Here is a 19,789-nt window from a genome sequence, read left to right as displayed (position 1 = left end):
TATCTTATCCGGGACACGCCTGGCACTGATCAGGGATGCACTCTACACCTACACTCGCTGGCAGGTCGTCGCCCTGTTGTTCCTGGGGTTTTCCGCTGGCTTGCCGTACCTGCTGGTATTTTCGACGCTGAACGCGCGGCTGGCGGATGTGGGTGTGGAAACCGCCACCATTGGTTTCTTTAGCTGGCTGGGCATCACCTATTCCATCAAGGTGTTCTGGGCCCCGGTGGTGGACCGGTTGAAGCTGCCGCTATTGGACAGGTTGCTGGGCAAACGCCGGAGCTGGATCCTGCTGGCGCAGTCCGGCATCGCCACGGGCCTGTACCTGATGGCTCATGTGGATGCCATCGCTGCCCCGGAAATGATGGCGCTCTGTGGTTTGTTGGTGGCGTTTTCCTCCGCCACCCAGGATGTGGCCATTGATGCCTACCGAATCGAGATTGCCGAGGAACGGCTGCAGGCGGCTCTCGCGGCTACCTATATTTTCGGGTATCGGCTGGCGCTGCTGGTGGCCGGCGCCGGTGCCCTGTATCTGGCCGAATTCTGGTCCTGGCAGGTGTCTTATGAGGTGATGGCGCTGCTGGTCGGCGTTGGTGTGGTCACGGTGCTGGTGGTGCGTGAGCCTGAGGTGAACCACTTCGCCGCCGCCCAGGACATTGCCCACAAGATCGAGGAGGAAGCCAGCAAGCGCGCCCACCTGAATCCCCGGCTGGCCCGTCTGGTGGGATGGTTCTACGCCGCCGTGGCCGGGCCATTCCTGGACTTTTTTTACCGCTACAAGGAACTGGCCCTGCTGATTTTGTTGATGGTGGCGGTGTACCGCATATCGGACATCGCCATGGGGGTGATGGCCAACCCGTTCTACCTGGATTTCATGGGCTTCTCGAAAACCCAGGTGGCGGATGTGACCAAGATATTCGGCTTCTTCATGACCATCGTCGGGTCGCTGGTTGGTGGTGTCATGGTGGTGCACTATGGCGTGCGCCGTATTCTGTTGCTGGGGGCGGTGATGACGGCTGCCACCAACCTGCTGTTTGTGGTGCTGGCCCAGTATCCGCCCAATTTAATCACGCTTGCCGCCGTGGTCAGCGCCGACAACCTGAGCGGCGGTATCGCCAACGTGGCGCTCATCGCCTGGCTCTCCAGCATGACCAGTGCATCGTTTACCGCTACCCAATACGCGTTGTTCAGCTCCTTGATGACCCTGCCAGGCAAATTCATCGGCGGTTTCTCCGGCATCGTGGTGGCAGATTTCGGCTACGCGCAGTTCTTCCTCGTCGCCGGCTTCATGGGCGTGCCCGCCATCCTCCTGGCTATCTACATGATCCGCCAGGGTGCTCGGCTGGATGCATTGGCGCCTCGTAATGAGGAGGCTGAGGGGGTGCCCGAGCCCCGGTGAACATAGGGGGCTGGCCCAGGGGTGGGGTGCCTTTTCTTCTGGAAAACGAACTCGCTTCGCTCAGACACCGTTATTCCGGCAGAAAAGGCACCCCACCCCTGGGCCGATCAGACCGGGTTCTTGTGGGCCGGGTTAACTGCATTTGTCGGATTACCTGAGAGATTAAAACCATGCCCGAACCAACAAAAGAACAGAAAATCTGGCAGGTTGTGGCTTTAATACCGCCGGGGTCCGTGGCCAGCTATGGCCAAGTTGCAGATATGGCGGGTCTGGGGCGTCAGGCAAGGTTTGTAGGTCGAGCCTTGGGCAAGCTGCCTTCGGGTCATTCCATCCCCTGGTATCGAGTCATCCGCAGTTCCGGGCAGATAGCCTTTCCGCAGGGCTCCGATACCTACGAGACCCAGGTTTTCCGTTTGCGCGAAGAGGGCGTAGAAGTCCTCAATGGCCGGGTTTCGATGAAACGTTTCCAGTGGCAGCCATAGCACCAATGGAATGATCAGTGGAGAAGGCTTTCCTGAGAGTCAGGTCGGTCACGGGGTGGGGATACCTTTTCTGCAGGAACAAAGGTGTCTGAGCGAAGCGAGTTCTTTTTCCGGAAGAAAAGGTATCCCCACCCCGGGGCCAGCCCCCGCTAATTGAGGGCCAGTCATTTCAGTTAACAGGTCAGCAGATCAGAGCCGCAAAGCCCCGTCCACTTCAATCATCCGCCCGGACATGTAGTCATTCTCAAAGATAAACGCCGCAGCAGAGGCAATCTCTTCCGGCTTGCCCATGCGCTTGAGCGGGATGCCGGCGGTCATTTTCTCCAGGGCTTCCGGCTTCATGGAGGCCGTCATTTCGGTTTCGATAAAGCCTGGAGCAATGCCCATGCAGCGAATGCCGTAGCGGGCCAGTTCTTTCGCCCATACCGGAACCAGGGCGGATACGCCGGCCTTGGCGGCGGAGTAGTTGCTCTGGCCCATGTTGCCGGCGCGGGAGATAGAGGCGATGTTGATGATCGCGCCCTGATCGCCGTTCTTGATCATCTGGGTGGAGGCTTCACGGCCACACAGGAACACGCCAGTGAGGTTGACGTCGATCACTGCCTGCCACTGGGACAGCTCCATACGCTTGGTGATTTCGCCGTCTTTGGCTTTGACCATCAGACCGTCACGGAGGATGCCAGCGTTGTTGATCAGACCGTTCAGTTGGCCGAAGTCAGAGACGATTGCCTCGAAAGTCTTCTCGACGTCCTCTTCTTTGGCGACGTTGCAAACGTAGGATTTGGCATCGCCACCGGCTTTCTTACAGGCTTCTGCCGCTTCTTCCAGCTTTTCCGGCATCAGGTCGATCAGTGCCAGTTTCGCACCCCTGGCCGCGAGGTATTCGGCCATGGCACGGCCCAGACCCTGGCCACCGCCGGTAATTGCAATCACGGAATCTTGAAGTTTCATGTTTTGCCCTAACTAAGTTCTACAGTGGTTTTACGTTTTCTGTGTGCCTGGATGATTCTTGTTGGTGCGCGGATTATATCATCAAGGAGGCACCTTGCCCGTTTTCCTGTTTCTTTTCATTATCATGCCCATTGCCGAAATGGCGGTGCTGATCAAGGTCGGTGGCGTTATCGGTGTGTTGAATACCATTGGCCTGGTTTTGCTCACAGCGGTGGTCGGTGCCTGGCTGTTACGCCAGCAGGGTCTGGCCACGTTGTTGCGGGCGAACCAGCGGCTGAACAGCGGTGAGCTGCCGGCCAAAGAGGTGGCCGAGGGGCTGGTGCTGGCGGTGGGCGGTGCGCTGCTGCTGACGCCGGGCTTTATCACCGACACCGTTGGCTTTCTTTGTCTGATTCCGGGTACGCGGCACTGGTTTGTTGCTCAGGCGCTGAAGCGGCTGGTGGTGTCTGGCCAGGCCAGCGGATTTCATTTCCGCGCCGGCGGTGGCCAGGGACCGTTCGGACCGGGGCCGTTTGATCATCGCGAGAATCCCTTTGGCCAGCAACGTCCGTTCGACCGGGACGCCAACGGCGACATCATCGATGGTGAGTACCGGGACGAAACCGAGCGCGATCACGATCGCATCGAAAAAAAGTAAAAAATTTTTTATCGCGGGTGTTGAAAATACCCGCCGGTCACCCCAAATAGGACACACAAGTTCGCTGCGGGCTGATAACAGTTGGAATACAGCTAGTTAATGGCCGGGCAATTTGTCGGATGACGCTTCGCTAATCCGACCTACAACAGCAGTCGGGTTGCATACGCTGATCCGACCTTTAACAGCAAATGTCATTGCCACATTAATCTGACTATTGGAGAAACCGAGCAATGAAAATTCGTCCGCTACACGATCGTGTTGTCGTGCGCCGTAAGGAAGAAGAAGAGAAAACTGCAGGTGGCATCGTGCTGCCGGGCAATGCCAAGGAAAAGCCGTCCCAGGGTGAGGTTATCGCCGTGGGCAATGGCCGGATCCTCGATAACGGCGAAACCCGTGCACTGGCGGTCAAGGTTGGTGACACCGTGGTTTTCGGTCAGTACGCCGGTAACACCGTAAAGGTTGACGGTGAAGAGCTCCTGATCATGAGCGAAAACGATATCTACGGCGTGCTTGAGTGATCGCGAAAGCGACCGGCACGAACTCTCATTATTCCGATTGATTCAACGAATTCGGTTTAACGAACAGGAATAGAAGACATGGCAGCAAAAGACGTTAGATTCGGCGACAGCGCGCGTAAGCGCATGGTTGAAGGCGTTAATGTCCTGGCGGACGCGGTCAAAGTAACCCTCGGCCCGAAAGGCCGTAATGTGGTTCTGGAAAAATCCTTTGGTGCGCCGACCGTCACCAAAGACGGTGTGTCCGTCGCCAAGGAAATCGAACTGAAAGACAAGTTCGAGAACATGGGCGCCCAGATGGTCAAGGAAGTTGCTTCCCAGACCAATGACAACGCCGGTGACGGCACCACCACTGCGACCGTTCTGGCTCAGGCCATTGTTCGCGAAGGTATCAAGGCAGTTTCCGCGGGCATGAACCCGATGGATCTGAAGCGCGGCATCGACAAGGGTACCGTCGCTGCTGTTCAGGCCATTCGTGACCTGGCCAAGCCGTGTGATGATAACCGCAACATCGCCCAGGTGGGCACCATCTCCGCCAACGGCGACGAGAGCATCGGCAAGATCATCGCCGACGCCATGGAGCGTGTGGGCAAAGAAGGTGTTATCACCGTTGAGGAAGGCCGTGGCCTGGAAGACGAGCTGGACGTGGTTGAAGGTATGCAGTTCGACCGCGGTTACCTGTCTCCGTACTTCATCAACAACCAGGACAACATGTCCGTAGAGCTGGAAGACCCATACATCCTGCTGGTTGATAAGAAAGTTTCCAACATCCGTGAGCTGCTCCCGGTGCTGGAAGCTGTCGCGAAGGCTGGCAAGCCGCTGATGATCATCGCCGAGGATATCGAAGGCGAAGCGCTGGCTACCCTGGTAGTCAACAACATGCGCGGTATCGTCAAGGTCGCCGCTGTGAAGGCGCCTGGCTTTGGTGATCGTCGTAAGGAAATGCTTCAGGATATCGCCATCCTGACCGGCGGTACCGTGATTTCCGAAGAAGTGGGCCTGACTCTGGAGAACACCACTCTGGACGACCTGGGTACTGCCAAGCGCATCAACATCACCAAGGAAAACACCACGGTGATCAACGGCGCCGGCGCTGAGTCCGACATTGAGGCTCGCGTTGAGCAGATCCGCAAGCAGATCGAAGACAGCTCTTCCGATTACGACAAGGAGAAGCTGCAGGAGCGTGTGGCCAAGCTGGCTGGCGGTGTTGCCGTGGTCAAGATTGGCGCCGGTTCCGAAGTGGAAATGAAAGAGAAGAAAGCCCGCGTTGAGGACGCGCTGCATTCTACCCGCGCTGCGGTAGAAGAAGGCGTTGTTGCCGGTGGTGGTGTTACCCTGATCCGTGCCATTGCCGCACTGGACAAGGTGGATGCGATCAACGAGGAGCAGAAAGCTGGCGTCAACATCCTGCGTCGTGCGATGGAAGCGCCGCTGCGCCAGATCGTGCAGAACGCCGGTGGCGAGCCGTCTGTTGTGGTCAACAACATCCGTGCGGGCGAGGGCAGCTACGGCTATAACGCCGCCACGGAAGAGTACGGCGATATGCTGGAAATGGGTATCCTGGATCCGGCCAAGGTAACCCGTTCCGCGCTGCAGGCTGCGGCTTCCGTTGCCTCCCTGATCATCACCACCGAAGCCATGGTGGCGGATGAGCCGGAAGACGAGCAAGCTGGCGGCGGCATGCCGGACATGGGTGGCATGGGCGGAATGGGAGGCATGGGCGGCATGATGTAAGCCTCCCGTAACCTCTCTCCGCAAGCCGGAGACCCGAAAAAACCCGCGCAGGTATCATCCTGCGCGGGTTTTTTTGTGTCTGGCATCCGTGGCGGCATGATTTGACAAGAAAAACCTCCGGCTTTGTGCAATTGTTTCATGACCTGCCATATTCCCTTTGCTAGACTCGGCAACCGGTTCATTTTTAATGTGTCGCTGAATGATTGAATCTGCAGCAAAATCTTTTCTCCGTCCCGGCAAGGTCTTTTTGCTTCTGCTGGCTGGATTGCTTGTCTATTTGGTGGCGTTGATTGTATGGGTACCGGCTGGTTGGATCTGGCATCAGGCCTCACCCCATCTCACACTGCCTCCCCAGGTTCAGGTGCAGCAGGTTTCCGGTACGCTCTGGCGTGGCGCTGCAGATATGGTGGTTGCCGGTTATCCGGTTCGTGCTGGTTGGGAACTGGGCTGGCCTTCGGTTTCCTCCCTGCAATGGCCGCTGGCGCTGTCCATTGCCACGTCACAATCGCAATTGAGCGGTGATGTCGTTGTCGTCTGGCCGGGCAATCTGAGTCTGGATGCCCGTGGCTATGTGACCGTGGCGGAGTTTGAAGACCTGATCCGCCAGAGTGGCGGCGCCATGATCGAGGGCGACGTCACCATCGATCGCCTCCGGGTTGCCTGGGAAGACAATCGCCTGGCCGATGCCCGCGGCTACGGCCGCTGGGATGGCGGCCTGGTGACCTGGCCAATGGGGAATCAGACGGGCCAGGCCGAGTTCCCGCCCATGGAGGCGAACCTGGACACCACCAACAATGGCATTGCCCTGACGGTATTGGAGCAGGGCGGTGATGGGCCAGCGGCGGACGCCAATATCCAGTGGAATGGAACCATGGAATTGCGTGTCTACAAGCGTATGGTCGATCTGGCGGATCAGCCCTGGTCGGGCTCGGCCCAGCCGGATGATGTGGTGTTCCGTGTCCGGCAGCCGTTGCTGCCCGGAGGGTTCTGATGGCGGCGCTATCGTTTCAGGGGCAGGCGCGTATCGCACGGTTGCTGGCGAATCTTTTACTGTTGCTGCTGGTGGTCTATCTCGCGGTGACGCTGGCGCGTGTGACCTGGCTGGTGCTGTGGGATGAACAGCCGTTTGTTGCAAGCGCCGGGGTGGAAGCGGGTAGTCCAGGCAGGGGCAATGCGTCTTTGGATACGCCCATTTCCAATTACGAACTGTTTGGCCGCCCCCGGGGTGAAAACCGGGTGGCGGAGGTGGTACGCCGGTCGGCTCCGGAAACCGGACTGAAATTGCGCCTGGAAGGGGTGATGCTGGCGGAGCGCCCAGAGGACTCAGGTGCTATAGTTGCTGGAAGTAACGGCGAAACCGAACATTACCGGGTAGGGGATGCGCTTCCGGGGAATGCCGAATTGGTGGAAGTGGAGCCCGGGCGCATCCTGATCCGTCGCAATGGTCGGTATGAGTCTCTCGCTTTCGAAGAACAGACCGGCGGAGATGCGCTGGTTGCGGATGAACCGCAGGAACCGGCAGAATCGCCCGACCAGTTTCTTGCCGACGCCCGGGACAAGCTGGACAGCCAGGGCGCGGCCGCGCTGGCCGCCTACGGGCTCTCACCGACGGATGGTTCGGGTTCGGGGGGATATGTGTACGACGGTTCCAATGCCATGCTCAATGCCGTTAACCTGAGGGCCGGTGATGTGATTACCGCCGTCAACGGGCAGCGCCTGGGTGATATTGAGCAGGACAAGTCGTTGTTGGACAGCTGGCGCACGGAGCCCCAGCTGGAAATCGAAATTGAACGGAACGGTTCCACCCTGACCGTGAGCTATGCCATACCCGAGCAGTGGCGCTGACCGGGTTCATCGATAACAGGACGAAATCGCCAGATGTATAACCATAAGACGAATCTGTTTCGGGCCATGGTATTGGTCCTCCTGATGCCTCTGATGTCTCTTGCCTATGGACAGGATGAAACCTGGAGACTGAACCTGAAAGATGCGGACATCCGTGCGTTTGTGACCCAGGTGGCAGACATCACCGGCTACAGCTTTGTAGTGGACCCCAGGGTCAAGGGCAAGGTGACGGTGCTCTCCAGCGCTCCGATGAACAAGGATGAAATCTACGACTTGTTCCTGGCGGTGTTGCAGGTCCACGGCTTTACGGCCATTCCGGGGGAAGAAGTGATCAAGGTGGTGCAGCAGGTGGACGCCAAGCAGTCGGCGGAGTCCCTGGACCGCTTTACGGAAACCCCTTCCGAACAACTGATCACCCGGGTCATCCAGATTGATAACGCCAACGCTCTGGAGTTGGTACCGATCCTGCGGCCGCTGGTTGCCAAGTATGGCCATCTGGCCGGTGTGGCAGCGGCTAACGCCCTGATTGTCAGCGATCACTCGGCCAACATTCGCCGTATCGAGCAGATTGTCAGCGAGCTGGACAGCCCCTCCAAGTACGAAGTGGAAGTCATTCAGCTGGAAGAGGCCTGGGTCGGCGACATGGTGGAGCTGCTTCAGGAACTGGCGCCCGACGAACTGGGGCAAGCGGGTGGTGAACGTGCGGCCCGAAAGTATAGCGTGACCGCCGATGAACGCAGCAATCGATTGATTCTTCGGGGTGATGAAACCTTCCGGGACAAAATGCGGAGCTTGATCCTCAAGCTTGACCAGCCTTCTGCGAGCGGGGGGACCACGAAAGTTATTCGCTTGAAACATGCCGATGCCGCAGACCTGTCCGAACTGCTCAAAGGTGTCATGGGGGAGGTTGCCCAGGAAACAGCCGGGGGAGGCTCTGGCGCCTCCCAGAATGGGGCGCGGCGTAATACCGGCTTTTCCGTGTTTGCTGATGAGGGGCTGAATGCCCTGGTCGTCCGGGGTGAACCTTCCATGATGCAGGAGGCGGAACAGATTGTGGCGCAGCTGGATGTGCGCCGGGCCCAGGTCATGATTGAGGCGGCCATTGTTGAAATCAGTGACGAGCTGGGTCAGGACCTTGGCGTTCAGGTTGCAGTGGGGGACGAGTCTGGCGAGTCGACGCCGGTTGCTGGTACCAACTTCGGCAACGTCGGTCAGAGCCTGGGCGATGTGCTGGGCGCGATCATTAACGACTCCCTTATTGCGCCTGCTACGGGAGGCATCACTGTGGGTGCGGGCCAGCGGGACGAGGACGGTTTGAGCTGGGGCGTGCTGTTGCAGGCGTTGTCGACCTCCGCTGCGGCGAACCTGTTGTCTACGCCCAGTATCATCACCCTGGACAACCAGGAATCTGAGATTATTGTCGGCCAGAACGTGCCCTTCCGTACCGGTCAATCCACCGTGACTGGTGATGGCACCACCAACCCCTTCACGACTATTGAGCGCCGCGACATCGGTCTGACCCTGAAAGTCACGCCGACCATTAGCGCTGATGGGCTGGTACGGCTGGTGGTGGAGCAGACCACCGAGAATATCGCGGAAAGTGTCGAGGACGCCTCGGACATTGTCACCAGCAAGCGTGAGATCAAAACCACGGTGCTGGCGGATGATGGCGAAACCATCGTGCTCGGTGGTCTGATGAAGGACGATCTGCAGATCAACCGCAGCAAGGTGCCCCTGTTGGGCGATATCCCGTTCATTGGCCGGTTGTTCTCCTCGGAGTCCGAACGCCGTATCAAGCGCAACCTGCTGGTGTTCCTGCGCCCGAAGATCCTGCTGGACAAGGCTGACTCCGTGGCTATGACATCCGAGAAGTACAACGGCCTGTGGGAAGTTAACCTGGGTGTGCGCAAGAAGCTGGGGTTGCCTGAGCCGGATCAGCGGCCCGAGATCGATACCCTGTTCAACCCCGGCCCGGATCGCATCCAGTAACCGGATCAGGCTGGCAGTGGCGGCATTGGACAATCCAACTGATCCGCCACCAGCCTCATCATTTCATATTCCGTGACATCCACCCGTCCATCATGGGTTACACAGTGGCCGGCGGCATCGATGATGGCCGGCTTCAGCAGAGGGGAGAGCTGGTTCAGGATCGTCAGTGCCTGTTGAAGCTCTTTCAGCGATACCCTCGTTTGCAGAGTTCCGGCCTCCTCGCCGCTGGCGAATCCTGCCATGGCTTCCCGGTACAGATTCTCCGCTTCGTCCCCGATCCGGGCGCCAGCCCTGGCTTGCAGGCTCATAAGGCACTTCAGAGCCGGTAGCACGGCTTTATAGTTGCGGTATCGTACCGGTACCACCCGTGCGGATTCAGGCGTCAGGTGGCGCTTCAGGAAGCTGCTCATGGCCAGTTCGAACAGAGTGACCTTCCGGTCGGCGCCAATCAGTTGCCGCACCGCGGTATGAAGTCTGTTTCTTTCTTCCGGATCGAGTTTTCGTAATGCCGGCATGGCCAGTTCCAGCGCCGGGAAACGGATGGCCGTTCCCTGGCTTTCGAGGGCGGGAAGGAACTTGTCGAGGATATCCCGTTGGGGGCTTAGCAGCGGGTGCCGGGTAATCTGCGCCAGAGCGTCATCCTGCTCGTTGCGGGGCAGGGTGTGAATCAGCAGGGCGTAGCAGAGCTGTACAGCGCCGGCGCGGGTGTAGAGCAGGTTGCGAAAGGTCTGGGGGATCTGTGCCAGCAGGGCGATGGCATAGTCTTCGCCGGCGCGGGTCACGGTGCCCACGCTGCCGGAGAATCCGGCCGCCGGTTTCTCCGTGCTGTACTGCGTTCCGGCAAAGCCAGACGCGTTGGCGGCGTGGGGCGCTCCCCGGCCAGAGGAGAGATCCAGGGAGGCTTCCGTATCCCTGAGCCGGCTTCGCAGGCGCGCCAGCATACCCGGCTGGATTGCGTGTATGCGATCCTCCACCGGCGGGTGCGATGCCAGCAGCGACGACAGTTTCATGCGGGCGCTTTCCCCGAAACACATGTGATTCATGTCGCTGGCGTGACTGGTGGTGTCCAGATAGCCGCCCTTCAGGCCGATCTTGAACAGCGCTCCGGCGATACCTTCCGGATTGCGGGTGAACTGGACCGATGAGGCATCCGCGAGGGTTTCCCGTTGCCGGGACACCGCAGCCTGAATCAGCCGTCCGAAGAAGACTCCGATATACCCGATCACCAGCAGGGCGAGCCCGATCAGGCCAAGGATTGCCTGCCCCCGGCCGTCTCTCGAGGTGCGCGACGAATGCGAGCGGTAGAACCCGGCGCGTAGCATGAACCCGCCGATCTGACCCAGCATCAGGATGCCCGCCAGAATGGCAATCAGCCGTACGTTCAGTCGCATATCACCATTCAGGATGTGGCTGAACTCATGCCCCACCACGCCCTGCAGTTCGTCCCGCGTCAGGTGGGTGAGGGCTCCGTGGGTCACCACCATTACCGCTTCCCCAGGGGTATAACCGGCGACAAAGGCATTGATACCGGTCTCCTGGTCCATCACATACAACCGGGGAACCGTAACCCCGCTGGCGATGGCCATTTCCTCGACTATATTGCGTAACTTGCGTTCTTCGGCGTCCCCGGTGTCGGGGGCAATTTCCCGTGCGCCGACCATGTTGGCTACCCGTTCACCGCCCCCGGCCAGGTCAAGCCAGCGTACCAGTGACCCGAGTACAATCAGGAGGACAACGGCGGCGGCTGTCATCGCGCCATGCTGGCTCAACAGCCAGTGGTGGAATGCCAGGCCGGAGGTTTCGCTGCGGGTCACCAGATACCCTACAAGGCAGACCCCGAGGGTGATCAGGATTACGGCGGCAAGAAACAGGACGACCAGCAGCGTGGTATTGCGCCGGGCATTGGCCTGGCGCTGGAAGAAGCCTTGATGAGCCATGATTTATGGCCTCAGAAGGCCACTCTGGGTGCCTGGCGGGCCTCCGGAGTCTCCAGCTCAAGCTGGGACGTGGGCTTGAAGGCGAACAGGCCGGCGATCACGTTATTGGGGAATTTCTCGCGGAAAATATTGTAGCCCATCACGCCGTCGTTGTAGGCCTGGCGTGCGAATGCGACCCGGTTTTCCGTGCTGGACAGTTCTTCCATCAGTTGCTGTACCGTTTCGTTGGCTTTCAGCTCCGGGTAGTTCTCAGCGACGGCGTAGAAATTGGCAAGGGCTTTTGTGAGCAGGTTCTCCGCCGATCCCAACCGCTGCATTTTGGTGCTTTCGCCGGGTTCACTGGCGGCATCCCTCTGGGCGCTGACGGCGTTGTTGCGGGCTTCCATAACCGCCGTCAGCGTATTGCGTTCATGGGCCATGTAGGCTTTGGTCGATTCCACCAGGTTAGGGATCAGGTCATGGCGGCGCTGGAGTTGTACATCAATCTGGGCGAAGCCGTTCTTGAACTGGTTACGGAGAGACACCAGCTGGTTGTAGATGTAGACCAGATAAAAAACAGCAACCGCAATAACGATTAAGCCGATAATGGTGGTTCCCATGACAACTCCTTGAAACGGGCAGGGCGATTTGGATTCCGGAATGTGGTGCCGGGAGATCAGGCGTTATTTTCTACTATTTTCTTGTGAAAGCCAGCCACGAAGGTCTCAAAATCGCGAGGTAACAATGGCTTGCTGAAGAAATAACCCTGGGCCAGCTTGCAGCCGCGTTGGGTCAGGTAATATTCCTGTTCCGCGGTTTCGACCCCTTCGGCGACCACGGAGAGGTTCAGGCTGCGCCCCAGGTCGATGATGGTGTTGGCGATGCGGGTGTCTTCTTCGTTCACCAGCAGGTCACGGATGAACTGTTTGTCGATTTTCAGGTGCTGGACCGGCATGCGCTTGAGGTAGGTCAGCGAAGAATAACCGGTGCCGAAGTCGTCCACCGCAATGCTGATGCCCGCTTTGTTTAACCGGTGCAGTTTCGCCACGGCGTCTTCGAGGTTGGTCATGAAACTGGTTTCGGTCACTTCCAGTTCCAGGCGTCCTGCCGGGATGTTATGTCGTTTCAGGGTGCTGAGGATATCATCAACAATGCAGTCCTGGCGTAACTGAACCGCCGACAGGTTGACGGCGATCCTCAGCGGCATGCCATCGGCCGCCCAGCGAGCCGCCTGCCAGCAAGCCTGGTCGAGAACCCATTGACCGATCTCGACAATGGCGCCGTTGGTCTCGGCGATGGGAATAAAGTGATCCGGTGGCACCAGCCCCCTGACTGGGTGTTCCCAGCGAAGCAGTGCCTCCGCCCCGATGACCCGGCGGTTATCCAGGTTGACCTGGGGTTGATAGACCAGATGGAACTGGTGGTTGGCCTGGGCGCTGGAAAGGTCTTTCTCCAGCTGTTTGCGTTCACGGATTTCCCGGTCAATGCTGGCAACGTAGAACTGGAAGTGGTTGTTGCCTCCCTGTTTGGCCAGGGCCATGGTTTGCTCCGCGCATTGCAGCAGCCGGTCGGCCTTGGTGGCGTCATTGGGGAAGAGTGCGATGCCGAGGGTGGCGGTTATGGCGACGGTCTGGTCGTCAAAGTTCATGAGCTGGTTGATACAATCAAGGACCAGTTCGGCGGTATCGGCGGCCTGGTATCCGTCCCGCAGGCCTTTTTCCACCACGGCGAACTGATCGCTTCCCAGTCTGGCGACAGTGAAGCGGTGGCTGCCCAGTCGCTGCATCAGGCGATCTGCAATGATTTGCAGGATCTGGTCACCGGTACTGAATCCGCACTGTTCATTGACGGATTTGAAGTCGTCGATGCCGCAGACCATCAGGGAAAGGGAGTTTTTCCTGGCGGCTGATTCTTCAATGTTTGCTTTTAATAGCTCCATGAAGGTGTCGCGGCTGGGCAGGCCTGTGAGTTGATCATAGCGGGATAGCCGGTTGACCCGGTCTTCCGCCTCAAGGTGGCGCTTCTGGGTATCGCCAATGGAGACCAGCAGGTTATTGGTGGCGTTGACCCAGAGGCCGAGTTCATCGGTCTGGTGGCCCTGAGGCAGTGACAGCAGCCGGTCATCCGGGTGCTCGGGATTGACCTGCTTGACGGAGTGGACAATGCGGAGCAATGGCCGTGTCAGCAGGAGGTGAAAAACCACATACAGGGCCATGCCGAGAATGATGGCCGTGGCGATACCCGAGACAAAGGTGACAGCAGTGCGCTCAAGCCAGGTGCGCGCGGCGTGGGCGGTATCGTAGTGAACCTCCAGGTAACCGTAAACGGTGCCGGGGTTGCTGGGGCGTGACAGCGCCTCCCGGTATTCCCGTTCCGGGCTGAAGATGGAAGCGGTGATTGGGCGGAACGGGCCTTGTTGCAACGGGCGGTTGCCGGAACCGAGGGGCTCTCCGTCCGGGTGGGTAATGCTGGCCTGATGAATGGCCTCCTGTTCGAACAGGCCATCAACCACTTGCTGGGCGAGTTCGCTGTCAATGCTGAACACCGCCTGGGTCGCGGCATCCCGAACGAGGGCGATGGTCTGGGTAGCATGTTCATCCAGAGATCGGGACACCCGACCAGCATCGAGGGCAACCTGGATGGCACTGATGATGATGCCGCTGATCAGGGCGACGCCCAATACCCAGCGCAGTACCCGGTAACTCAGGCGATGTTCTACCTCAAAGGTGTTCTGCATGAAGGCTCATTTTCATCCGTTACGTCAGGATTAGCTCTAAAGTCTTGCCGTGGGGGCGAATCGAAAGCTGTTTGTTATTATTCAGTATGGTTCAAATTGGCGCCACTGCGTTCAGTATCGGCAATTGTTCCAAAGTTTTCAGCGTACGGGTGTTTCAATTTGTAAGGTTTATGTAGATCGTACACAAAAAAACGCCCGCTGATCAGCGGGCGTTTTTGGTGCAGAGCAGGCTCTGCAAGACATTCCGGGCGATGTTATGCCAGGTTTTCGTTCACAAAATCCCAGTTCACCAGCTTCCAGAAAGCTTCCAGATAGTTCGGGCGGGAATTGCGGTAATCGATGTAGTACGCGTGCTCCCAGACGTCAACGGTCAGAACCGGCTTGTCGGCGCCGGTCAGCGGCGTTTCCGCGTTGCTGGTGTTGACGATGGCAACACTGCCGTCGGCCTTCTTCACCAGCCAGGTCCAGCCGGAGCCGAAGTTGTTGGCGGCTTTGTCATTGAACTCTTTTTTGAATTCTTCGAAAGAGCCAAATGCATTGTTGATGGCATCGGCCGCTGCACCGGTCGGCTCACCGCCGCCGTTCGGGCTCAGGCAGTTCCAGTAGAAGGTATGGTTCCAAACCTGGGCGGCGTTATTGAACAGCGGGCCGCTGGCGCTCTTGATGATGTCTTCGAGCGACTTGTTGGCGTTATCCGTACCTTCAACCAGGCCGTTCAGCTTGGTTACGTAGGTGTTGTGGTGCTTGCCGTAATGGTACTCGAGGGTTTCCTGAGAGATGTGCGGTTCGAGTGCGTTCTTTTCGTACGGTAGTGCGGGAAGTTCAAATGCCATGAGGTCGTTCTCCCTGGTTCTCTCTGTTTATGTGAATGACACTTATGGAATATAGGGCTGCTTTGAGTTATATCAACCCTTTGGTGTTAAAGAACTTTTAAACTCGGGGCTGCCGGGCAGAAACTGTGCGCAGTTCTTCACCCGCCAGACCAGTTCTTCGTAACTGTCTGCCAGGACGTTCACGTGACCAAGCTTCCGGCCCGGACGTTCTCCTTTATTGTAGAGGTGAACATGAGCGTAAGGCAGTTCCAGGATACGTTCAATGTCTCCATGCTCGCCGATGATGTTGACCATGCAGCTTACGCCACGGGGCGCGACGTTGCCCAGCGGATGCCCGCTGACCGCCCGGATGTGGTTTTCGAACTGGCTGGTCATGGCGCCTTCAATAGTCCAGTGGCCGGAATTGTGAACCCTTGGGGCCATTTCGTTGGCGACCAGGCCGGTGGCGGTCTCAAACAGTTCCAGTGTCAGTACGCCGACGTAGTTCAGTTCGTTCAACAGTGCCTTGATGTAGCGTTCGGCATCGTCCTGGATGTGTTTCTCCAGGCCGGGCGCCGGGGCGATGGAGTATCGCAGGATGCCTTCGTGGTGGGTGTTCTCGGCAATAGGATAGAAGGCAAGTTCTCCATCTTCGCCGCGTACGGCGATGATGGAGACTTCCCGCTGAAAAGCGACGAACTTTTCCACGATCAGGCGTGGATGGCCGATGGACTTCCAGGCAGCGGCAGCTTCTTCCGGGCTTTTGAGTACAGCCTGGCCTTTGCCGTCATACCCTTCGGTATTGGATTTGGCAACGACGGGGCAGCCGAGTTCCTCAGCAGCGGCCTGCAGGGATTCGGCGCTGTCTGCGATTTTCCATTCCGGAGTGGGGATGCCGAGTTCGCCGAAGAGGGTTTTCTCGGCTTCGCGGTTCTGGCAGACCTGCAGTGCGCGAGGACTGGGATGCACGGTTTTGTGGGCGGCGATTTTTTCGGCCACCTCAACCGGCAGGTGTTCGAATTCGTAGGTGACCCGGTCAACGCGTGAGAGGAAGTCGTCCAGGTACTCGCCTTCCCGGTCGATGATGACTTCACCGAGCCCGGCGCTGGGGCTGCCGGACATGTCGTAGAATACAAACGTCTTGGCCAGTGGGTAACCGGCCAGGGCCAGCATGCGTCCCAGTTGGCCGGCGCCTAGTACACCAATTCTCATCTGTGTTCTCCTGCCATGATTGGCAATTTGTCTCGGTGGTGGAGCAGGGTGGGGAGGTCTTTATAAAAAACTCCGCTTGAACTCGCTTTGCTCAGACAGGCGGTGTTTTTTATAAAGACCTCCCCACCCCGCTCAATGAACTTTTGAGTCCGTTGGTTCGGTTTGTTGGATTACGGCTTTGCCTAATCCAACCTACATCTGAATCCCATGCTTGTTTGATCATCATGCACCAAAGCCTGGGGAAACGTTCGGAGCCTTCTGTCCAAAACTGTTGAGGGCCATGGACGGCCCGAAACAAGCGCACATGGATGTGCTCGTAGCGTGTTTTGGACAGAAGGCTCCGAACGTTTCTTACTCCGTGACCGGCTTACTGATCCCTTGGATCGGGATTATCCAGAACCGTCTGAGTCTGATTCGCACGGAACTCATCGACGGCTTTACGCACGTCATCATTGGACGTACCCACAATCTGTGCCGCCAGCAGGCCCGCGTTGGTGGCGCCGGCCTTGCCAATCGCCAGTGTACCAACGGCAATGCCGCCGGGCATCTGGACAATGGACAGCAGGGAATCGAGGCCGTTAAGGGCTTTAGACTGAACAGGGACCCCCAATACCGGCAGCGATGTCTGGGAGGCAACCATGCCCGGTAGGTGCGCGGCCCCGCCAGCACCGGCGATGATGACCTTCAGGCCCCGGTCGGAGGCGGTTTTCGCATAATCGAACAGCAGATCCGGTGTGCGGTGGGCGGAAACGACCCGGGTTTCATAGGCGACGCCGAGTTTGTCGAGCATGTTGGCGGCGTGTTCCATGGTGGGCCAGTCCGATTTGGAGCCCATGATGAGACCTACAAGCGGCTGCATATGCAACAGTCCTGTGTATGTTGGAAAGCCGGCCATTGTATGTTTTGCCTAATAAGCATGCAAACCGTGCTTTATTGTTTCGCCGCCATTTTAATGATTCCGCCAGTGCGGGTATTATCGGGCCTTATTACCTGAACCGTCCATAATTCCGGGAGTTGTAATGGAACCGATCCGTCCAGATGACGATGAACTGAGGGCTGAGTCCCGTATTCGCAGTGGTGCGCCGAGAAAGCCCGAGTCTGGGGAGAAGCCGAAAAAGGCTGCAGCAAAAGACGCGGGTGGCGGTAAGGGCGGGGAGTCAGGCTCGAAAGCCCCGAAGTCCAACGGTGGTGGCAACGGACGAGGCGGCCAGGCCGGATTGTGGGTCGCGCTGGTAGTGCTGACGGTAGTTGCCGGGGGCGGCTGGTTCAGTCAGGCGAAGCAGATCGAGGCCCTGGAAGGGCAGCTGGAGGACGCGGATTACTGGGCGCGGCAGAGTAAGCTTGCGTTGGCGCGGTTCGAGGGTGATCTGTCCGAAACCGGGGAAAACCTGGAGGAGAAAGGCCAGTCCATCGAGCAGACCCTGGCGGATCAGGAGGAGCGCCTGGATACGGCGGACAGCGAAATCCGCAAGCTCTGGGCCATAGCAAACGAGCGCAATAAAAAACGCCTGGATGAGCATGCCACCCGCCTGGATTCGCTGGCCGGTTACGTGGAAGACGAAGTGTCTGCCCGTGAGCAGTTGGCGGCTTCTGTGGATGAGCTGGAGTCGTCCCTGTCCGGTGAGGTGGCGTCGTTGCGCAAGGAGCTGGGGCAGCAGATTGTCAGCCTGAAGGAGTCTACGGAGCAGGCCGATAAGCGGCTGACAGAGTTGAACTCCGCGCTGGACGGGGTGGATCAGGTTGTGGATCGCCGTATTCAGCGATTCGAGCGGGAACAGAAATTGGGTATTGATGGTCTGGAAGGTCGCATCGGGGCGCTGGAGAAAGATGTCGGGAAGCTGGCCAACGGTAGTGATGTGAAGGCTGTCCGTTCTGAGCTGGGAACCTTGAAACGCACGGTTGAGTCCATCGATTCCTCCCGCTCCCAGCTGACGTCCCGGCTGGTGCGCCTGTCCGAGCAGGTGGATGAGCTGCGGAGCGAGACCTTGCGGTAGCTCTCAGTTCTGCCGTTTTGCTGTTGCTATGATCGGGGCACTCGCAAAGGACGAAGAGTGAATAACAATGAAAACCCGATTACCCATGATGCTTTTGTCGATGCTGGTACTGGTTTCCGGCTGTACCGTTTATCAGTCCATTGGCAAAAGCGTTGGATCCTTTCTGCACCCGGTGTCCGGCCACGATTTTGTTCATATCGCGAACGATCAGTGGAATCAGGACAACGCGCTGATCTATTTCTATCGCACCCATTCCCAGTGGGCGGCGGATGAGATCGAGGCCCCCAGCGTCTACGTGGATGACACGCACTATTTCAACATCCGCAATAACAGCTTCACCTGGCTGGAAGTCAGTCCGGGGGAACGCCACATCGCGATGCGCCGACCACTGCTGGGGCTGGAGGGGCTGAACTCTTTCAGCCTGAGCCTGATTGCGGATGCCACATTGAAGGTGGAGCCCGGCCGCATTTATTACCTACGCTATAACGAACTGGCCGAGCCGGAGCGCGCGGCCCCGGATCTCGACCCTGAGCATCCGCTGGCCCAGGGTGACCTGCAACTGGTCAGCCGGGCGTATGCCATGCAGGCGACAGAGCTGGTGTCCACCCGTTTCCTTAACAGTGATTTGCTGGCCCCCAATCACGCCGCAGCGTCCATTGTGGAAGAAAATGAGGACGTTGATTTCGAGCGTCGGATGGTGCTGCTGGAAGAGGAAAGGGAGCTGGAAATCGAGCGTATGAAAGAGGAGGGAAAGTACCATTCGCCCTCCTGGTTCTGGCCGTTTGGCGGTGGCCCTGTTGTGCCGCTGGAGAGTGACCGGAAAATCCGCGAGCTGGAGCTGGAATACGCCGCATTGGAAGAAGAGCGTAGGCGTAAAGAAGAAGCGGAATCATCCGGAGGCTGGTGGATTTTCTGAGCCGGCCGGATTGGCCAAAGCGACGTAAAGTGTGAGCAGTTTCACAATTGTAGAACTCTGGCGGCATTACTACACTTGGGTTAGTCACATGCACAGGGTAAAGGACTATGTCATTGAAGGATTCGCTGCGGCACGGTATGAGCCGGTTTTCCAATGAGTTTGTACCTGCGGTTGTGCAGGCTACAGGCAAGCGAATAGAAGAGTTCAGGCAGCGCCTGGACCACCTTAACCGCACGCTGGCAGAAAGGGCGCTTCCGGGGGACCGCAAGCTGCGGGTCAGCGAACTGTCGCTGGAAAGGAAAGCCCGGAATGCGGGTCAGAAGGGACCGACGCTGAAATCAGTGGACGGCCAGAAAAAGCACAAGCCATCACCATAGCATCTGATCATAAAATGCCCGTTTTTTAACGGGTTGCCACTTTTTTTGGAAAATTTTCGGAAAATATTTGACACCGCCGGGCAAATGCTTAAAATGCGCGTCTCACTTGATCGAGACAGCACCGCTGACTTGGCAAGCCGCGAAAGCGGCGAGTGAATCGTTGAGAGACGATGGTTTGAAAGTGTGAAAGTTGGGTGGTTAGCTCAGCTGGGAGAGCATCGCCCTTACAAGGCGAGGGTCACTGGTTCGATCCCAGTACCACCCACCATTTTC

Annotated in this window: 18 protein-coding genes and 1 tRNA gene; 12 read left to right on the top strand and 7 right to left on the bottom strand. The window is 58.2% G+C overall.

Going from position 1 to position 19,789, the window contains the following annotated elements:
• The first annotated feature begins 1 nt into the window (after nt 1).
• The gene (locus ACJO3M_RS01055; protein WP_406999086.1) at nt 2–1,399 is read left to right on the top strand and encodes an AmpG family muropeptide MFS transporter; all 1,398 of its coding nucleotides are present in this window, start codon (nt 2–4) and stop codon (nt 1,397–1,399) included.
• Between the two features lie 170 nt (nt 1,400–1,569).
• On the top strand, nt 1,570–1,881 hold the full coding sequence (locus ACJO3M_RS01050) for an MGMT family protein (protein ID WP_406998912.1): 312 nt from the start codon (nt 1,570–1,572) through the stop codon (nt 1,879–1,881).
• A 189-nt stretch (nt 1,882–2,070) separates the two neighbouring features.
• On the opposite strand, the gene ACJO3M_RS01045 is transcribed toward ACJO3M_RS01050, so the two are convergent.
• Nucleotides 2,071–2,832: an SDR family oxidoreductase gene (locus ACJO3M_RS01045; RefSeq protein ID WP_406998910.1), complete on the bottom strand. Its 762-nt coding sequence runs from the start codon at nt 2,830–2,832 to the stop codon at nt 2,071–2,073.
• A gap of 94 nt (nt 2,833–2,926) precedes the next feature.
• Between ACJO3M_RS01045 and ACJO3M_RS01040 the strand changes: the two genes are divergently transcribed.
• The 6 genes from ACJO3M_RS01040 (at nt 2,927) to gspD (ending at nt 9,552) form a co-directional block, all read left to right on the top strand.
• Nucleotides 2,927–3,469 (top strand): FxsA family protein, encoded by a 543-nt coding sequence (locus ACJO3M_RS01040; protein WP_406998908.1) that lies wholly within the window; start codon nt 2,927–2,929, stop codon nt 3,467–3,469.
• Between the two features lie 230 nt (nt 3,470–3,699).
• Complete coding sequence (gene groES / locus ACJO3M_RS01035) at nt 3,700–3,987, top strand: co-chaperone GroES (RefSeq protein WP_011785505.1); 288 nt, start codon at nt 3,700–3,702, stop codon at nt 3,985–3,987.
• Between the two features lie 78 nt (nt 3,988–4,065).
• Nucleotides 4,066–5,718: a chaperonin GroEL gene (gene groL / locus ACJO3M_RS01030; RefSeq protein ID WP_406998906.1), complete on the top strand. Its 1,653-nt coding sequence runs from the start codon at nt 4,066–4,068 to the stop codon at nt 5,716–5,718.
• A 199-nt stretch (nt 5,719–5,917) separates the two neighbouring features.
• Nucleotides 5,918–6,709, top strand: coding sequence for a type II secretion system protein N (gene gspN / locus ACJO3M_RS01025; protein WP_406998904.1), 792 nt, complete (start codon nt 5,918–5,920; stop codon nt 6,707–6,709).
• Complete coding sequence (locus ACJO3M_RS01020; RefSeq protein WP_406998902.1) at nt 6,709–7,563, top strand: type II secretion system protein N; 855 nt, start codon at nt 6,709–6,711, stop codon at nt 7,561–7,563. Before gspN ends, ACJO3M_RS01020 begins: the two co-directional genes overlap by 1 nt.
• A 33-nt stretch (nt 7,564–7,596) precedes the next feature.
• A complete protein-coding gene (gene gspD / locus ACJO3M_RS01015; RefSeq protein WP_406998900.1) occupies nt 7,597–9,552 on the top strand; it encodes a type II secretion system secretin GspD in 1,956 nt (651 codons plus the stop codon).
• A gap of 5 nt (nt 9,553–9,557) precedes the next feature.
• On the opposite strand, the gene ACJO3M_RS01010 is transcribed toward gspD, so the two are convergent.
• From ACJO3M_RS01010 to purE, 6 genes are all read right to left on the bottom strand, one after another.
• Nucleotides 9,558–11,489: a M48 family metallopeptidase gene (locus ACJO3M_RS01010; RefSeq protein ID WP_406998898.1), complete on the bottom strand. Its 1,932-nt coding sequence runs from the start codon at nt 11,487–11,489 to the stop codon at nt 9,558–9,560.
• An 11-nt stretch (nt 11,490–11,500) separates the two neighbouring features.
• Nucleotides 11,501–12,088 (bottom strand): LemA family protein, encoded by a 588-nt coding sequence (locus ACJO3M_RS01005; protein WP_406998897.1) that lies wholly within the window; start codon nt 12,086–12,088, stop codon nt 11,501–11,503.
• A gap of 56 nt (nt 12,089–12,144) precedes the next feature.
• The gene (locus ACJO3M_RS01000) at nt 12,145–14,205 is read right to left on the bottom strand and encodes a putative bifunctional diguanylate cyclase/phosphodiesterase (RefSeq protein ID WP_406998895.1); all 2,061 of its coding nucleotides are present in this window, start codon (nt 14,203–14,205) and stop codon (nt 12,145–12,147) included.
• A 254-nt stretch (nt 14,206–14,459) separates the two neighbouring features.
• On the bottom strand, nt 14,460–15,038 hold the full coding sequence (gene sodB / locus ACJO3M_RS00995) for a superoxide dismutase [Fe] (protein WP_406998893.1): 579 nt from the start codon (nt 15,036–15,038) through the stop codon (nt 14,460–14,462).
• Nucleotides 15,039–15,110: 72 nt separating this feature from the next.
• The gene (locus ACJO3M_RS00990; protein WP_406998891.1) at nt 15,111–16,229 is read right to left on the bottom strand and encodes a 5-(carboxyamino)imidazole ribonucleotide synthase; all 1,119 of its coding nucleotides are present in this window, start codon (nt 16,227–16,229) and stop codon (nt 15,111–15,113) included.
• A 367-nt stretch (nt 16,230–16,596) separates the two neighbouring features.
• Nucleotides 16,597–17,088 (bottom strand): 5-(carboxyamino)imidazole ribonucleotide mutase, encoded by a 492-nt coding sequence (gene purE / locus ACJO3M_RS00985; RefSeq protein WP_406998889.1) that lies wholly within the window; start codon nt 17,086–17,088, stop codon nt 16,597–16,599.
• 160 nt (nt 17,089–17,248) lie between these two features.
• Between purE and ACJO3M_RS00980 the strand changes: the two genes are divergently transcribed.
• The 4 genes from ACJO3M_RS00980 (at nt 17,249) to ACJO3M_RS00965 (ending at nt 19,784) form a co-directional block, all read left to right on the top strand.
• Nucleotides 17,249–18,223, top strand: coding sequence for a hypothetical protein (locus tag ACJO3M_RS00980; RefSeq protein ID WP_406998887.1), 975 nt, complete (start codon nt 17,249–17,251; stop codon nt 18,221–18,223).
• A gap of 67 nt (nt 18,224–18,290) precedes the next feature.
• Complete coding sequence (locus ACJO3M_RS00975) at nt 18,291–19,139, top strand: DUF2846 domain-containing protein (protein WP_406998885.1); 849 nt, start codon at nt 18,291–18,293, stop codon at nt 19,137–19,139.
• Between the two features lie 107 nt (nt 19,140–19,246).
• Complete coding sequence (locus ACJO3M_RS00970) at nt 19,247–19,516, top strand: hypothetical protein (protein WP_406998884.1); 270 nt, start codon at nt 19,247–19,249, stop codon at nt 19,514–19,516.
• 192 nt (nt 19,517–19,708) lie between these two features.
• Nucleotides 19,709–19,784 (top strand) — tRNA-Val (locus ACJO3M_RS00965).
• The last annotated feature ends 5 nt before the right edge of the window (nt 19,785–19,789 follow it).

It is taken from the genome of Marinobacter alkalisoli, from assembly GCF_045449795.1.
In the GTDB taxonomy this organism is placed as follows: Bacteria; Pseudomonadota; Gammaproteobacteria; order Pseudomonadales; family Oleiphilaceae; genus Marinobacter.
The sequence above is the reverse complement of the archived record's forward strand: the minus strand, read 5'-3'. Positions and strand labels throughout refer to the sequence as shown.

What these genes read in the sequence shown, in the direction of transcription:
- ACJO3M_RS01050 (WP_406998912.1), top strand. Translation starts at nt 1,570, where the DNA reads ATGCCCGAACCAACAAAAGAACAGAAAATCTGGCAGGTTGTGGCTTTA.
- ACJO3M_RS01045 (WP_406998910.1), bottom strand. Translation starts at nt 2,832, where the DNA reads ATGAAACTTCAAGATTCCGTGATTGCAATTACCGGCGGTGGCCAGGGT.
- groES (WP_011785505.1), top strand. Translation starts at nt 3,700, where the DNA reads ATGAAAATTCGTCCGCTACACGATCGTGTTGTCGTGCGCCGTAAGGAA.
- groL (WP_406998906.1), top strand. Translation starts at nt 4,066, where the DNA reads ATGGCAGCAAAAGACGTTAGATTCGGCGACAGCGCGCGTAAGCGCATG.
- gspN (WP_406998904.1), top strand. Translation starts at nt 5,918, where the DNA reads ATGATTGAATCTGCAGCAAAATCTTTTCTCCGTCCCGGCAAGGTCTTT.
- ACJO3M_RS01020 (WP_406998902.1), top strand. Translation starts at nt 6,709, where the DNA reads ATGGCGGCGCTATCGTTTCAGGGGCAGGCGCGTATCGCACGGTTGCTG.
- gspD (WP_406998900.1), top strand. Translation starts at nt 7,597, where the DNA reads ATGTATAACCATAAGACGAATCTGTTTCGGGCCATGGTATTGGTCCTC.
- ACJO3M_RS01010 (WP_406998898.1), bottom strand. Translation starts at nt 11,489, where the DNA reads ATGGCTCATCAAGGCTTCTTCCAGCGCCAGGCCAATGCCCGGCGCAAT.
- ACJO3M_RS01005 (WP_406998897.1), bottom strand. Translation starts at nt 12,088, where the DNA reads ATGGGAACCACCATTATCGGCTTAATCGTTATTGCGGTTGCTGTTTTT.
- ACJO3M_RS01000 (WP_406998895.1), bottom strand. Translation starts at nt 14,205, where the DNA reads ATGCAGAACACCTTTGAGGTAGAACATCGCCTGAGTTACCGGGTACTG.
- sodB (WP_406998893.1), bottom strand. Translation starts at nt 15,038, where the DNA reads ATGGCATTTGAACTTCCCGCACTACCGTACGAAAAGAACGCACTCGAA.
- ACJO3M_RS00990 (WP_406998891.1), bottom strand. Translation starts at nt 16,229, where the DNA reads ATGAGAATTGGTGTACTAGGCGCCGGCCAACTGGGACGCATGCTGGCC.
- purE (WP_406998889.1), bottom strand. Translation starts at nt 17,088, where the DNA reads ATGCAGCCGCTTGTAGGTCTCATCATGGGCTCCAAATCGGACTGGCCC.
- ACJO3M_RS00980 (WP_406998887.1), top strand. Translation starts at nt 17,249, where the DNA reads ATGGAACCGATCCGTCCAGATGACGATGAACTGAGGGCTGAGTCCCGT.
- ACJO3M_RS00975 (WP_406998885.1), top strand. Translation starts at nt 18,291, where the DNA reads ATGAAAACCCGATTACCCATGATGCTTTTGTCGATGCTGGTACTGGTT.
- ACJO3M_RS00970 (WP_406998884.1), top strand. Translation starts at nt 19,247, where the DNA reads ATGTCATTGAAGGATTCGCTGCGGCACGGTATGAGCCGGTTTTCCAAT.